Consider the following 14,675-nt stretch of genomic DNA (forward strand, 5'->3'; position numbering starts at 1 on the left):
TAGTCGTTACTCACTGACCATCCCACGGTGGCTCTTCACGTCGACCATCCAACGCTCGAAACCCCGAAAACCACACCACTCCCGGGGACGCAACCAATGGTAGGGGGGGGTTTGAGACACATATACCGATTCATGGGTCTCTATATGTATCTCTATAGGGGGGTACCTGTTTCCGCCGGAATTATGCGAATTAGGAATTAGCGACCTGGCATTGCCGAAAGAACCCCGTGTTTCCGGGGTTTCTCGGTAGATCCTGCCGGTGAATCACTGGAATTAGCGCCGGAACTAGCTGGATTTTGGTGCGGATCGCCTGGTAAATAGACCGAAACGGCGGATTTGGGCCAGCTCCGGGCGGATTTTCTGGGATGCGACTGCGCACCTCAAATCAGAGGGCACCTATCCCAGGTGAACCCCGAGAGCAAAGGCAGCCGCAAATGTCCGATTCAAGCACCACCCTCGTAGACACGGAGCTGGCCGACGCCCGAACCATTCTGATCTCCGCCGACCGCCAAGGCGATGCCGTCCCGCGCTCGAAGCTCCTGATCGTCGCCGGGCTCGAGAACTGGCAGGCCGCCGAGTCCGCTGGCTCGGCCGCCATCCTGACAGTCGGCCTCCAGCGCGCGTCGGAGTGGCACGGCGTGAACGGCGCACCGCACGAGGATCTGAGCCGTATGGTCCGCCCGGACGGCACGACCGAGGCGACGATCCAGTTCACTCGCGTCGAGACCGACATCGCGACCTACGATGCAGCAGTGGCGCTTGGCTCCTACCTAACCCGCGTGGGCGCGAAGACGGTCAGCTTCGCGAAGATCGGCGTGGCTACGCTGGAGCTCGACCTCGAGACGCTCGGCGACGATCCGAAGAAGAAGTCCGAGTACCTAGACCGCCTGGTCGCGAATGCTGGCACTATCGGCCGCCGCCCGGCTGCTCCGAAGACATCCGCGGCATCCAGCCGCCAGAGCATTGCGCCGATCGTTGACCTGGAGGCCGGGCAGATCTACCTCGAGCGTCTCGAAGGCCGCGAAGTCCTGATGGAGGCTGCCGCCCGGCGCCTTCGCACGGTTACCGTATATGACGACCTGCGCGACCCTGGGGCAAGGAAGGCACTCCACCTCCACGACCTCGAGATCACGGTAAACACCAGCGCAGGCCTGCGCACCTACGAAGTGCAAGGTGTCCGCGACGCTGATCTCGCATCCCCTCGCCGCTGGCTGAACCGCATCCCCGGCGGTACGAGCATCGCCGTAGCGACAGGCGCGCACGTTCTCCGGGCTATCGAATCGGCCGTGCGCGCACACGAATACGACCTGGTGGTCGAATCCGTCGCTCTTCGTCGCACCGGCTGGAAGGAAATCAACGGACGCTGGGGCTATCTGTCTGCCTCCGGCTTCATGACGGCCGACGGGCTGACCGACGACGCCGTCAGCGAGCTCTCCGAGCGAATGAGAAACATCCGCTACCCCGACACCGTTGACCGCTCCCGCGAGGTGGAAGCCGCCAAGAACACGATGGCAGCCTTTGAGGAACTGACCGACCCCAACCTCTTCATCGGCCCGTGGGGCGCGATAATTCACAACGTTGCCGGCCTCGGTAACGGCGGCGCCGGCTGCGTCGTCGCCATCCAGGGTTCGAAGGGCAGCGGCAAGACGACCGTCGTTTCGTTCTTGGCCGCTCACGCCGGCTCCAGCTTCTCCTCGGACCTGCCGATGGCGACCATCGATGGCTCCGCCTCAAACCTGGGACGGCTCGGCGCTGGGCTCGAATCGAGCTTCATCTGCGTCGATGACGCTCGCAAGCGCACCTCGCTCAAGAAGGCCGAGAATGAGGCAGAGGGGATCGAACGCCTCCTTCGAATGGGTTACGCCGGCGGGGCCGCACGGTACACGGTGTCGGAATTCGACCAGGAAACCCAGACGTGGACCGAGGGGCTGCCTGACCTCGCGAGCCCTCTCGTAATCCTCTCCGGCGAGACGCTCCCGGCCGGGGACGAGAACGGTGCCTCCTCGCGCGAACGGATCTACCCGGTCCAGATCCCTAAGGGCGCGGAGATTTTCGAATCAGGAAACGCCAGGCGTTTCGTCCAGTTCACGGAAAACGGCCTGCCCGAGCAGCACCTCGCCCACTTCATCCGCTGGTGCGCAGAATCGATCGAAGACTTTGGTGGCATGGAAGCCTGGAGATCCTTCTGGAAGGAAGCTGAGCAAGGGTTTGTCGATCGAAAGGCGAAACTGCCCGTGTCGATCCGAGTGCGCGAGGTGGCGAGTGTCCCCCACACGGGATTCGTCATCTGGCTGCGTTACCTCCTCGAGATCGGGGTAATCGACCGCGATGAGTTTTTCTTCGCAGGAAAACTGGCCCTGATCACTGTCGACAAGACTGCCCTTGATCACGGAACGCTGAACGTCCCGATGACCACGGCTGCGGAGTTCGAATCGATCCTTGCAACGCTCCGCTCGTCCATCGTCGGCCGGCAGGGCTACGTCCGCTACCTGCAGAGCCCGTTCGACGAGTCGGCCGGGGACCCGACCCGCGTGGAGCGCGAGCAGCAGCTCGAATCCGACCAGGGCCGGTTCGGCGCGCGTCTGGTCGGCGTGCAGAAGCAGGGCCGCTCAACGAAGGGCGGCGAGGCTGAGCTTTTCCTTGCGATGCAGCCGAGCGACATCCTTTCGCTGCTGCACCGGGAGCCGCGGTTTAAAGGGCTGACGGAGAGCGAACTTCTGAAAGCGTTCGAGGAGGTCTCGATCAAGGACGGCCTGAAGCTCACGAAGATGGTCATGATCGACGGCCAGCGAGTCAAGACCGTCTCGATCCCGTGGTCTGTCTGGACCGGGACGCCAGACGACGCCGAAGCGGCGGCCTAGCCGTGAGCGGCAACTTCTCCGCCTGGCTGGCCGTCAACCGCGGTCCGCTCGCGATCCGTTTCGCTTCGAAGCGCTCGGCCGCGCGTTTTTACGCAGTGGCCGGGGAGCCCTTCCTCGCGGATGGCATCGATGCACTCCGCGAGGCCTTCGGATCGCTGAGCGGCCGGAAGGTCTTTTCGGAAGACGCTGGCCAGATGGACCGCGATCGCGGCGACCTGCTGGCCAAGCTCGGGCACCCTCGGATCTACTGCGGCGGGACCGTGGATCGGGTTCTGGCGGCCGCGAAGGACAAAGCCACGCCGTTGCCCGGCCAGCCGCTCGCGGCCCTCCTGGCGGCGCACAACGTGTCCGCTTCGAAGGCCCACCGGGCAGCCGCGATGTTGGTCGAGTCAGAGGATCTTATCTGGCGGGAGGCCACCCGACGGGGCAATCTCGTCGATGTCCAGGCCCTCACGAAGGAGCGCGCGCGGCACACTCGAGTGCTCGAGGCGTTCGCGCGGACCGGCGTTGAAATCCGCCGCGAGTCCCCCTGGAAACGCAACGGCGCGGCAGTGAATGCCGCCCGGGACGCGGCACAGGCGGCATGGCTGACGGCGATCGGTGTGCGGTTCGACGCGACGTCCGACGCCAAGTGGGGCGAACCGAGCCGGTGCGACTCGTCGGGCGTTTCGCCGGAGAGCGCCGTGGCGTGGACGGCGTACGATCTCGCCTACCAAAGCCTCCACCGGCTTTCGCCGCTGAACCAGGTCCACAAAAGCGTCGGTCAGGACGGACGCGTCCACCCCCTGATAAAGACCAACCGGGCGGTCACAGGCCGGGTCGCAGTCTCCTCGCCCGGCCTGCAGAACCTTCCGGCGAAGCGCCAGGGCACCCGCCACGTCGTCGTCCCCGACCCTGGCTTCGACTTCGTCTCAGTCGACCATTCGAACGCCGAACTGCGCGTGGTCGCCAGATATATCGACGATCCAGGATTTACGGCGCGGGTCACCGGAGGCGATCTCTACCAGGACATTGCCGACGTTTCCGGGCTCTCGCGAGGCCAGCAAAAGTGGCACACGATCGCATTTATGTACGCGATGCGAGAGCGCACCCTGGCCAAAGAGATCGGCGCCGAGAGGGCTGCCGCCAGCCACGCTGCGATCCGCGCAGTCGTCCCCGAGATCACCGCGTTCTTCGAGGAGATGACCGCCCGCGCTGCAGCGGGCGAGCGCTTCGAGACGCTGTTCGGACGGCCACTGCCGCAATTGAATGGGTCGTCCTTCGAGACCCGTTTCGAACTACAGACCAACCTCCTCGTTCAGGGAAGCGCCCGCGACGCCTGGGGGCTCGCCACCCGCCGCGCGGTTGCCGCCGGGCTTATCCCGAGCATCCCGCTCCACGACGAGCTGTTCGTCCTCTCCCCGAAAGGGCACTCGGAAGCGACCGTCGCGATGCTCATGGAGGCGATGACCGTCGATCTCGGCCACGGTGTCGTGCTGACCGGGAAGCCACGCGTCTCGCACCACCACTGGGTGTGAGCGGATGAACGGAATCTAGGGGCGGGCCTTCGCGGGCCTGCCCCTTTTTTTTGTGCAGCCCACGCCGAAAGCTGGCAATTACCTGTGAGCCTCGGATCAACGTCAGATCGGCCCAAAAGCGCCGCATGTCTCCTTTGTGACCCCGGAAATCCGGGCAACGCGAGGAGCATCGCATGCAAAACATCACGGCAGACTGCACCACTTCGGAAGGTCTCAAGAGCATTCTGGCCGACATCCAGGCGCTCGGCCGGCGCGGCTGGAGCACCCGCGCCGCGACTGAACTCCTCACGTACGCCGATCGGAAGCTTGCCGGCACCGCCCACCGATTCGGCGCCGAGTCGGCTATGGCGGTCAGCTACGCCTGGGAGATCTGGCTAGAGCAAACCGACCAGATCCTCGCTGGCGGGGATGCGTGGGCACACACCCGCACCGCCGTCCACTACAGGCTCGCCCGCAATCGCCAGGGCAACCGCCTGATGGTTGACGAAAGCAAGCTTCGCGCCGTCGCCAACGGCGACGTCAACTCGACCAGCTTCGACGGGGACGACGAACTCGCTCTCCTCGCTGCCCCGACCGAAGCCACGGTTCGCTCGCTCCCGGCGGAGGGATTCAACTCCGCGGCGTTCCGCACCGCTCAGCGGCTTGTCATGGCGGCGACTGGGCTGCCGGACGCCGACGCCGCAGCTATCGCCGAAGCGGTGCTCGAAGAGATGATCGCCACGGCAACGCGCAGCTCATCCCCAGCCGGTGCGGCCGATCTTCTCCGAAAGGAAACGGCAGTGCCAGACGCGCTGGGGATCAGCCGGGCCGTTTGGCTCGCCACAGTACGCCTGCTTTTCGGCAACCCGGATGGCGCGGTCGGCCTGATCGAGGCGCTCCAAGATGGCATCGACCCGACCACTGTCAAGCACGTCCGAAACTCAGCTGCCGCCCTTGAGCGCCTCGCGGCGTGAATTCTGGGATGGGCGTGCACACACCTTTATAGGGAGGCAAACAGCCTCTCTCGATCGAAGGGAGACACCGTGATCATTACCGAAACGGCGGGCGCCACGCAAAGCGCAGCCGCGCTCAAGCGTGAGCTCGCCAACGTGTCCGTGGCGAAGAACGAGCTGGCCGCCCGCGAGCACGCGCTCAGGATCCAGATCGGCGAGATCGAAGGCGACCACGAATCGTCATCGCACGCCGCGTATCGCCAGGCCGACCAGCGCATTTAGCAATCAAAAGCGGAGCGGAAGAACCGTTTCCCCAGAAGGAGCAATCATGACCACCGTTACCACCACCGAATACACCGCACCTCTCTCAGGCCTGATCTCCCGGATCGCGGCCCGATTCGCACCCGCTGTGGCGAAGGCACCCGCGGCGAAGGCCGGGTCCACGCAGGAGATCCCCGTCGAGGTCCGCGCCGGCTCGCTGAACGCTGCGCACCTCAACCAGACCATCGCGCTGCGCGATGGCCTGCGCGGAAGGATCACTTTCCTCGAGCACCGCACGAGCAACGATACCCGCGGATCCCGCGTGGTCGACGTCACCACCGACTACGGCACGGTTCGCACCTACCCGGCCGCGGCAACCGTCGTACTGCTCGAAACGCTGCCAAAGCCGGTCCGGCCCGCTGGCCCCTCCGTCTATGTAAACCCGGACGGCCAGTCGACCGCGGAGGTCCTAGTAGAAAAGGCGATCGCGAAGGCGGAGGCGGACGAAGAGCTCGCCGAAGCCCGCATCCCGACGCTCACCCCGCGGCTCCGCACCTCCGGCATCCTCGCCGGAATGATCGTCTAGGCCGGCCGGTGATTTCGGAGGCGCGCCTCGATCAGGCGGCAGTTGAGATTGCGGCCGAGTTTGCCAGGGAGCGGATCGAAGCCGGCCAGGAGCCGCTTTCCGCCGAGCTCGACGCCGTCGAGCTCCTCGCCGAGTTGCTCTTCGAGCTCCGGGACGCATAGAGCCGCACCCCACCCCGCCCTGGTGCACGAACCGCCGGGCGGGGCGGGGTGCGGTGGCTCCGGGACGAGCCGCACACGTATCAAATAGGCAGCCATCCGGCGGCCCGTTACTAATTGGAGCACCTCATGAAGCTTCGCCCTCTCGCCCACTTCGCGGCCGCAGTCGGTATCGCCGTTGCACTCGCGGCGTGCAGCGCACCCGCGCCAGCCCAAGCGCCGCAGCCGGCGCAGAGGTCGTCGTCCTCCGAGGCGCAAAAGCAGGCGTCGGCTTGGGCCGCAGGTTTCGCGGCCGGCAAATGGGACCCCCGCCTCGAGATCATTTCGCACTATCGGACGGTCGATGAGCCGCCTGCCGGCTTCGTTGGTGCAGCCCGCAGCATGACAGCACCGGTCATGACGGTGGCCGGTCAGTGCCGCGCATTCCAGCTCCTGCTGAAAAACGGATCGGGGCAGATGATCTCGGAAGGTGCTTCGATTCTGGAGAAGCCCGGGGCAGGAGGCCCCAGTCGGTTCGAGGTCTTCCTCGGCAACTACGTCTGCTACGCGTCACTTTGACCCTGTCACGGCCGCCAGCGGTCACTATCTGATTGGAGGCTTTGATGAAGGTTCGCTTCGATAGGGCCCTGCCTGGCCTAACCGCCGCTCTCGTTCTCATGCTCTCGCTCGCAGCGTGCAGCGTGCAGGCACCGCCCAGAACCCCGCCACCCGCCACCAAAGCTACGGGTGACTCTTTGGAAGTAGCCATCGACCACTTCGGTCAGCAGGTCGCTGAGTTCCCAACAACGCGCCCGACCGCAGTGCGGAAGCTCGGTGAAACGCAGCTTGCAGGCCGCGTGGATGCCACATGCCGCACGCTCACCCTCAATTTCGAGAACCCGGTGACCCAATACAAGGGCATCTCAATGACCAGCAGCTCGACGCGCGCGTTCACCGTTCTGACGAGGATCGCGGCTGATGGTACCCCTCGCTACCTCTTCTTTCCTGCCGATACCAACCCGGACTTCTGCAGCTGACCGGTTCGCCCATCGCATCGTTCCACCAAGGCCAATCTGGCCGCCTCCACCCAAACGAAAGGACTCACCATCTCACACGACACCACCACCGCAAGCAAGCGCGGATTGACCGCCGTCCAGCGCACGGTCCGGCTGCCCAACGGCCGACGCGGTCAAGCTCGCCGTTGGATGAAATCGGTCCCGACCGCCGTCGCCGGTGCGCCGTCAGCGGGCCTGCTGCAGGTTTTACCGACGACCGTCGAAGCCCCGGCTTGGCCCGAAGCCGATGCCGCCGGTTTCGATCGCGGCGGCATTCACCAGTCCTCGGGCGAAAAGTTCGACTGGCACGGCTTCGACGTCGACGGGAGGCACAGGAACGGGACCCGCTTCGACGAGGGAGGCAACGACGTCAACCTCCACAGCCCCGCCCGATTCGTTCTCGGGAACCCGTACTTCCCAACTGCCTCGGGCGAGGCGGCGAGGAGCTTGCCGACTGATCCGCCGGCTCGCCGAAAGGCCTAGAAAACCACCACCCGGAATCGCCAATCGAAAGGAACAGCACAATGACCGTCAACAAATCCCGCGGGAACCTCGTCGCCGTGACGCGAAAGGTCGCCCTCCCGAACGGCGGCATCGGCAAGGCCACCCGCTGGATGCGCGCCACGCCGCGCCCCTCGGCCACCGGCCCAACCGCCGGACCGATCGTCGTGCCGCCCCGCCCGCTGACCGGAGTCGAAGCGTGCCTCAGCGAGCCAGACGCCCGCGCCCACAATGCAAGCGCGCACGCTCTCCGCCGGCACGGCATCGCCCTGACCGTGACGCAGTTGGGCACAATCCGAGCCGGCATTCAGGACTCCCCGGAGGGGTTCCTCTCGGTCTGGCTAACGATCACCTCTGCCGAGGAACCGCGTCACTCTACCGATTACGTTGGCGTCAGTTTTACCGACGACGACGGCGAGGTCATCCGTCCGATTTCAATCGCCGTGGACGACTTTCGCGGCGGCGGAGACGAGGTGAACGGCGTCGCGGATCGTCTCGTCAATTTTCGGGCGTATGGTCTGAAAGCGACAACTCTTCCGGTCGACTGGGAGACCTCCGGCGACGAATACGGCCAGGAAACCACCGGCCATTTCTGCGACCTCCGGCTCGCCGACTGACTGACTGACGACCGTCGTTTAGCAGAGAGGAGAGATGCCAACCACTGCCAACCCTCGCCGCCGCCAGGCAATCGCTTGGTCGCTCCTCGGCGCGCTCAACGCGGCGAGCATCCTCTGATCGATCGGCGCACTCCACCCGGTTATCGATACGGTGGCGCCGCGCCCGGCGATGGTTGCCGGCCAGCTGGCGAAACCGTAAGGCACGACCGTCGGGCCCCGACGCGGCTAGGCTGCGGCACCGCCAACCGCGCCGCACACATAGTATTCGAGCGCACTTCCGCGCAACGCCGACGCAGAATCGAGATCCAGTGCCGAAACCCAAGCTCACTCCAACCCGAGTGCCCGTAAAACTGCCGTCAGGAGAAATCGGGACCGGAATCCGTCACAAAAACCTCATGCCAGCGCCCGGCCCAGGCACCCCTTCCGCCGGCCCGGTTGCCGAATCGCCAGCGCCCAGCCCCAAAAGCATCATCGCCGCCGCCGGTCTCCATCGGGATACCCGATCGGAATTCAACGCGGACGGCTTCAACGCGGACGGCTTCGGAGAATATGGCTTCGACAAGGCCGGTTTTGACGCGAACGGCTTCGACGAATACGGCATCCACCGAGAGACTGGTAATAGGTTCGGACCAGCCAACTACGACCGTAGGCGTGACCGGGGATATACCCCCGGTCCCAACTGGGAGGCCGACCAAGAGATGGTCAATAACGTTCGCGGCGAGTCCCAAGGCGATTTCCCGAAGGGTTTCACTGACGACGAGCTAATCGTCCGTTACCACGAACTCCTGCTCATAGAGGCTACGAAGTTTCCATACGACCCTGGTGCCGATACGTATATCGTCGGGGCCGGCGAAGCGCAGTATCGGCAGGCTGCAAACGTCACCTGGGGCGCGTGGGGAGAGGTCGAAGACAGATGCTTCTGGGATGCTGCCCTCGAGCTCTCCGATCGCGCCGCCGAGCGTAAGCGTAAGCGCGACTCGGCCTAACCCCGGCACGCCCCACAATCCGCCTCACCGGATCGTGGGGCACAGCCATGCCCACCGGCGCCCGGTCGTGCGGGACCGTCGCCGTCCTCGCCCGTCGCGGCGGTCGGCGAATCGAGGGGCGACCCGGTGGACTACCTGGCCGGCAGCGCGAGCTCGTCCAGATCGCGTACGTCGGCGAATCGTGGGCCGATCCGTTGGACGATCCGGATGCCCGACGGTCCGCCTCTCAATTCGCCGGACGACTCGGGAGCCGCTTCCCGGTATGCCTGGTCATAACCTTGACCATTACCTCCCGACTGCTGGCTATTGGCCATAAATGTGGCCAGAGCCGCTGGCTCTCAGAAACGACCGGTTCCGGGGCGTGGCGCGGAAATCGCGGGGCCAACGGACGAGCCGCTTGACCGCCCGCGCTGCGCTGAAACACGGCACTGCCGGAATTGAGAGAACCGCCGCCACCCGGTCGGGCGGCGGCGGTGGTCTAGCAGCAGCTTTCTACCGAAATGGGACCGCGTCGACGGTCTCGCCCCGCATGACTGCGAAACACCCGCTAAGCATGGACGCGAGCTCCATCGAGTCAGGGTCGGTCGATTCCTGATAGTCGCCGGATGCGAGCATGCCGTTGATGAGCCCGGTCAACTCAGCGAGTTGGGCGTCGGTGGGATCTCCGACCTTCTGGTCGAACTCCGTCATGAAGTCGCGAAGGAGGCCTTCTTCCACGTCGTAGAAGGACGGTCCGAGCTTGTTGAACGCACCGAGCGCCGCCTTCGTCTTTGCCTGGTGGCCGGCGTCATCGGCTTCGTTGTAGCGCTGGGCGGTGAGGACGCGGTTCGTCTCCTCAGCGATGGCTGCGCACCGGCGGGCGCCGTAGTGGCCGTCGCTCGTTGGGAGGTTCGCGGTCCAGAGCGAAATGAACGCCGCGGTGACCGGCTGGAAGCTGGGCTTCGCGACGGCCGACGGACCGGCGGGTGGGGTGCTAGCGATCGGTCGGGGGACGAGAGTCTTGTGCCGCACGGCCTGGATGGTCCGGCCTGACGGCAGAGTCACCGGGACTTTCGTGGCCGTCAGCTTGTTGTTCTTGTTGCCTGTCATGAATAGCTCTTTCTGGTTGAGTCGTGCTCTGCGCGGTCTTGCCGCTTCTGATGTATCCATGCGCGGCACCTAGGAAAACGCGGTTGCCGTTCATGTAGACATACGTGTGCGGCTAGCTCGGAAGAGCCTCACTCCTCGGCCCGCACTTCATGCAGCACTGTCGGCAAGCCAGACCGCGGATCCAACCCGCCCGACGCATTGATCCCCGCGGCGTCCCAGTCCAGATTCGGCTCGATTGGCGAATCGTCCTCCGACACAACTTTCAGAGGCCGCTCAGCCGCAGGCTCATCCATGCGATCGAGCGTATTACCGGGAAGCGTAAAGGGGAACGGGGCGTTGGACGAGCCGGGGGAGCGGTTTGCTGGTCGCACGTCGATCCGCCCATCAGATCGCCCAGCCCCGCCGTGCCCGCCACCGGCCGGCAGCGCGAGTTCGTCGCCTTCGTTGCGGTAGGCGAATCGTGGAGCGACCCGGTGGACGATCCGGATGTCCGTGCCATTCAAAGCGTTGGATTTAAAGCTAAGTTGCGCGCAACAATAGCCGCTTTGTCGGGGCATCGGCTGTGCCTCAAGAAGACGCGCTGATGGGCAGTCTGTGCGTCTTCTTGCCCAAGAGGGACGGTCAACGGTGGTCAACGTGGCATGGTGCGATCCACGGCGAGCCTGCTGAGAAAATGGCTTATGGATCACTCCCGCTCTATCTATCTCGAGGCAGCTCACACGGCCCTGAAACTGCTCCAATCCGACGAGACAGCCGCTCGTTGGAATGACGACTCGGTGCTGGGAGGTATGACGGTCGGAGTGCTCGCGAGCTACCTCGCCCGCAGCATTTTGCAAGTCGGCTGGTTCCTTGACGGGGATCTGACGGGACAGCAGCCGCCTTTCTCTGCAACGATCTACTACGCCCGTCTCTCGGATACCTCGAGCCGCACCTCAGCTCTGAACGCAGGGGTCGAACAGCGAAGCGCTGAGACTGCGATGCGGGGGCCCGAAGCGATCGCCGACGAGACCAGGATCGCGCTCCAAGTGCTTGAGACATGCCTCAGCGTGGAACCGGCCGACCGACGTGTGGCGATCGCGCACCGCCCCGGAGAAGAGCTGCTCCTCGACGAATACCTTTGCACTCGGTTGGTCGAAATCGCCGTCCATACCGAAGATCTGGCACTGAGCATCGATGCGGACTGTGTCGCACCCCCGTGCGCCGTCACTGCCGCTGTTGATCTCCTCCTCGACGCCGCCCGAATCCGCCACGGAGACACTTCCGTTCTTCATGCACTCGCCCGCCGAGAACGCGACGACAAGAACGCGCTCCGAGTGCTTTAGGTCCCGATCGACTAGGGCGCGCGCAACCCAAAGAAAGCGCCCGCAAGCGGAAGGCTTAGGGACGTCTGATTCGACGACGATTTGCGCACCCCTCGCATGGCCTCGAACTTCGGGGAATAAGAAACTGGGGATAGCTTCAGGGGGCGGTCAGAGCGTCGCAACCCACTCCGCTGACCATCACGGCTGAGATCAAAAAGGGCGCATAGCCACCGTTAGCGTGGAGAACGTCTCGGTCTCCAACTATTTGGCAGAGAGACGCGCCCGCATGCGTCGTGATGGTCGCAGTTGATTCGACCCCGGCCTCAATCATCGTCGCAGAAGGTTGAGAAGCCGCGGCGATGACGTTCGTTACGTCCGCGTCTGACACTCCTGGGTAAGTAAGCGAGAAATTTGGGAACTGGGAAGAATCCACGGTGATATTTGCACTGGGCTCAAAAGGTCCCAAAGAGAACGATGCCGTGTTGAATAAACAGTATCGACCGTTCTTCGTGTGCAGATGAGTGAATACCTGACCAATTTGCGATGTGCACGCGACACTGTTCGTGTCGTAGGCGATCCAGCCGTCCGCTTTGAACGTTTCCGGGTTGCGCCGGCCGGTCGTTGTGTTCGTGGCGGTCGCCGTTGCAGTGATCACCGCCGAAAGGTTGGTATGACCAGGCGTTGCATCGACAATTGACTTGGTGAACGGCGCAATCGAATAACTCATTTTTGCGTCAGCAGTATATCCATCCCCCGTGGTGACCGTGAAGGCGGCAGAAGTGTCGACAATGTTCTTCTGCTGCGGCGTCGGCGTCGGCGAGGGACCATTTTGGCGACCGACTGTGTCAGTGGCCGGAGGCGACGCAGAGACGGCGCGGCCTGTACTGCAGCCTGTCAGCACAAGTATTAAGACAACCGCCAGTATCCAGAGCCTCATAGGCGTGAGTCTAACTCAGTCCAACGGCAGTCTGCCGGTTGCGGTTGCAGGTATGTCCACGTGCCATGGCCGTCGAGCTCACTAGGTCTATCGACGTCGTTATCCTGCGAGGAACGCGCGGTTAAAGGCAGGAACGTCGACTCCTGCAGGGTCTTCTGGACAGAAGGTGACATCTGAGATGGCTTCACTGGTTCGCCGCCATTGGTGCCCGCAAGCCGGACGATCAGCGGGCCTGTGGGCTGACTTGGCCCCATCACCTTGGGCTCGCCGAGTGCCGCGATTTCAAGTCGTCCACTGCGCGGTTGAGCGGTCAGGACGGATCGGTGCTGAGTTCCGGTGCGGCGATCACGGCGGCAAGTAAACCGGGGAACCGGGCATCGAGCTCAGGAGCGCGGAGCATTGTCCAGCGTTGCGTACCACGGTCTTCTTGATGGATTAGTCCCGCCTCTCGAAGGACCTTGAAGTGATGGCTCAGGGTCGACGGAGCAACATCAACGGGAAATGTTCCGCACGCACGCCCGGTCGGCTCGGCGAGGAGGGTGTGCACGATTGCAAGCCTCGTCTCGTCGGAGAGGGCATGCATCACCGCAGTCACGGGAACGACCCCGAGCTGCGGATGCTCCAGTGCCGGTCGCGGGTTGTGGGCCACACTCACCTCTTTCGATGTTCTACGAATGAAGGATAGCATCGTGGTAGTCATTCGACATATTACGAAAGAAGGCGGAACATGATCGCTTCGACGATGCGCGCGCTGACGTTCGACGGCCCCGCGGTGGACACCTCTCGCACCCGGGTCACCGAAGTGCCGACTCCGGCGCCCGGTCCTGGAGAAGTCTTGATCCGTGGCACGCACGCCGGGATCAACTTCAAGGACGTGATGATGCGGCGCGGCGATCCTGGTTACGTGCCTGTTTGGCCCGCCGTCCCCGGCCTTGAGGTCGCTGGCGTCATCGAGCAGCTTGGAAGTGACGTGCACGATCTCACGGTCGGCATGCGAGTAGCCGCTCTCACGAACATCGGCGGACTCGCCGACTACGTCGTCGCCAATGAAGCGCTGACGGTTCGCGTCCCCGAAGGAGTGCCCTCGGCGGTCGCGGCTGTAGTGCCTGGGGTGTGGGCCACAGCCTGGCTGTTACTGCATGAGGCTGCCCGCATCCGCGGCGGTGACACAATCCTCGTTCACAGCGCGTCGGGTGCCGTCGGTACGGCACTCGCCGCCCTTACCGAAGCAATCCCTGACACCACTCTTATAGGCGTTGTAGGATCCACGAGCCGCCTCGAAGAGGCCAAGCGTGCCGGCTATCCGCAGGTGTTTGTCCGCAATGATCAGCTAGTCGACAACATCCTCGCTCGGATAGGCAGCAACGGCGTCAACATCGTGCTCGATCCTCAAGGCACCACTTGGCTCGACGCCGATCTGCGCATGCTGGCACCCGCCGGCCGCGTCGTGCTTTTCGGAAACGCCTCCGGCGCCCCGCTCAACCCAGTACTGACGGGCAGGCTATATACCGCCAATGCTGCTGTCGGAGGATTCAGTATCGCCGCCCTCTCGGCCACAGCACCGCTGCGCGTCAGGCGCGCCATGGATGCCGTGTTCAACCTGATCGCCGAAGGCGCTCTCATTCCTAGCCTCACCGTCACCCCAGGCTTAGACCAGGCCGCCGCGCTCCAACAACAACTCGCTGACGGAGTAGTGCCCCATAAAGTGGTGTAACTCCTGGTGGCCGGCTCGTCGCGAGACGTAAGCGCGGTCACCGTGTGAGACCTTCGAGAAGTCTCTTACCTCCACTCGAAAGGCACCATCACGATGACCGCTCCACATATTGTCGACCCTGCACGCCTTCTTGGCGAAGCCCTCACCGATGCGTCCCCCGATCTGATGCGCAGCCTGCTGC

The 14,675-nt window shown here is 64.0% G+C and carries 17 protein-coding genes; 13 read left to right on the plus strand and 4 right to left on the minus strand.

Annotated elements, in window-relative coordinates:
• The first annotated feature begins 365 nt into the window (after positions 1–365).
• From ABIB54_RS17015 to ABIB54_RS17065, 11 genes are all read left to right on the plus strand, one after another.
• Positions 366–2,861, plus strand: a complete 2,496-nt coding sequence (locus tag ABIB54_RS17015) for a hypothetical protein (protein WP_354576717.1) — start codon at positions 366–368, stop codon at positions 2,859–2,861.
• 2 nt (positions 2,862–2,863) lie between these two features.
• A complete protein-coding gene (locus ABIB54_RS17020; protein WP_354576718.1) occupies positions 2,864–4,378 on the plus strand; it encodes a DNA polymerase in 1,515 nt (504 codons plus the stop codon).
• Between the two features lie 173 nt (positions 4,379–4,551).
• The gene (locus tag ABIB54_RS17025; protein ID WP_354576719.1) at positions 4,552–5,331 is read left to right on the plus strand and encodes a hypothetical protein; all 780 of its coding nucleotides are present in this window, start codon (positions 4,552–4,554) and stop codon (positions 5,329–5,331) included.
• Positions 5,332–5,400: 69 nt separating this feature from the next.
• Entirely contained in the window at positions 5,401–5,592 is a 192-nt protein-coding gene (locus ABIB54_RS17030) for a hypothetical protein (RefSeq protein WP_354576720.1), read from the plus strand.
• A gap of 46 nt (positions 5,593–5,638) precedes the next feature.
• A complete protein-coding gene (locus ABIB54_RS17035; protein WP_354576721.1) occupies positions 5,639–6,157 on the plus strand; it encodes a hypothetical protein in 519 nt (172 codons plus the stop codon).
• Between the two features lie 8 nt (positions 6,158–6,165).
• On the plus strand, positions 6,166–6,318 hold the full coding sequence (locus tag ABIB54_RS17040) for a hypothetical protein (protein ID WP_354576722.1): 153 nt from the start codon (positions 6,166–6,168) through the stop codon (positions 6,316–6,318).
• 126 nt (positions 6,319–6,444) lie between these two features.
• Entirely contained in the window at positions 6,445–6,873 is a 429-nt protein-coding gene (locus tag ABIB54_RS17045) for a hypothetical protein (protein ID WP_354576723.1), read from the plus strand.
• Positions 6,874–7,049: 176 nt separating this feature from the next.
• Positions 7,050–7,331 (plus strand): hypothetical protein, encoded by a 282-nt coding sequence (locus tag ABIB54_RS17050; protein ID WP_354576724.1) that lies wholly within the window; start codon positions 7,050–7,052, stop codon positions 7,329–7,331.
• A gap of 105 nt (positions 7,332–7,436) precedes the next feature.
• On the plus strand, positions 7,437–7,832 hold the full coding sequence (locus tag ABIB54_RS17055) for a hypothetical protein (RefSeq protein WP_354576725.1): 396 nt from the start codon (positions 7,437–7,439) through the stop codon (positions 7,830–7,832).
• A gap of 41 nt (positions 7,833–7,873) precedes the next feature.
• Positions 7,874–8,467 carry a hypothetical protein gene (locus tag ABIB54_RS17060; RefSeq protein ID WP_354576726.1) on the plus strand — a complete coding sequence of 198 codons (594 nt, stop codon included), beginning with the start codon at positions 7,874–7,876 and terminating at the stop codon, positions 8,465–8,467.
• Between the two features lie 338 nt (positions 8,468–8,805).
• Complete coding sequence (locus tag ABIB54_RS17065) at positions 8,806–9,453, plus strand: hypothetical protein (RefSeq protein WP_354576727.1); 648 nt, start codon at positions 8,806–8,808, stop codon at positions 9,451–9,453.
• A 492-nt stretch (positions 9,454–9,945) separates the two neighbouring features.
• On the opposite strand, the gene ABIB54_RS17070 is transcribed toward ABIB54_RS17065, so the two are convergent.
• The gene (locus ABIB54_RS17070) at positions 9,946–10,542 is read right to left on the minus strand and encodes a hypothetical protein (protein WP_354576728.1); all 597 of its coding nucleotides are present in this window, start codon (positions 10,540–10,542) and stop codon (positions 9,946–9,948) included.
• Positions 10,543–10,670: 128 nt separating this feature from the next.
• Positions 10,671–11,099, minus strand: a complete 429-nt coding sequence (locus tag ABIB54_RS17075) for a hypothetical protein (protein ID WP_354576729.1) — start codon at positions 11,097–11,099, stop codon at positions 10,671–10,673.
• An 84-nt stretch (positions 11,100–11,183) separates the two neighbouring features.
• Here ABIB54_RS17075 and ABIB54_RS17080 point away from each other — a divergent pair, with 84 nt between their 5' ends.
• Positions 11,184–11,864: a maleylpyruvate isomerase N-terminal domain-containing protein gene (locus ABIB54_RS17080; RefSeq protein WP_354576730.1), complete on the plus strand. Its 681-nt coding sequence runs from the start codon at positions 11,184–11,186 to the stop codon at positions 11,862–11,864.
• A gap of 136 nt (positions 11,865–12,000) precedes the next feature.
• Here the strand turns inward: ABIB54_RS17080 and ABIB54_RS17085 are convergent, their stop codons facing one another.
• Together ABIB54_RS17085 and ABIB54_RS17090 are read right to left on the minus strand one after the other, a co-directional pair.
• On the minus strand, positions 12,001–12,780 hold the full coding sequence (locus ABIB54_RS17085; protein ID WP_354576731.1) for a hypothetical protein: 780 nt from the start codon (positions 12,778–12,780) through the stop codon (positions 12,001–12,003).
• A 310-nt stretch (positions 12,781–13,090) separates the two neighbouring features.
• Positions 13,091–13,429 (minus strand): ArsR/SmtB family transcription factor, encoded by a 339-nt coding sequence (locus tag ABIB54_RS17090; protein ID WP_354576732.1) that lies wholly within the window; start codon positions 13,427–13,429, stop codon positions 13,091–13,093.
• A 78-nt stretch (positions 13,430–13,507) separates the two neighbouring features.
• Between ABIB54_RS17090 and ABIB54_RS17095 the strand changes: the two genes are divergently transcribed.
• Positions 13,508–14,494 (plus strand): quinone oxidoreductase family protein, encoded by a 987-nt coding sequence (locus tag ABIB54_RS17095; protein ID WP_354576733.1) that lies wholly within the window; start codon positions 13,508–13,510, stop codon positions 14,492–14,494.
• Positions 14,495–14,675 lie beyond the last annotated feature (181 nt).

The organism is Frigoribacterium sp. UYMn621, assembly GCF_040549525.1.
GTDB lineage: Bacteria > Actinomycetota > Actinomycetes > Actinomycetales > Microbacteriaceae > Lacisediminihabitans.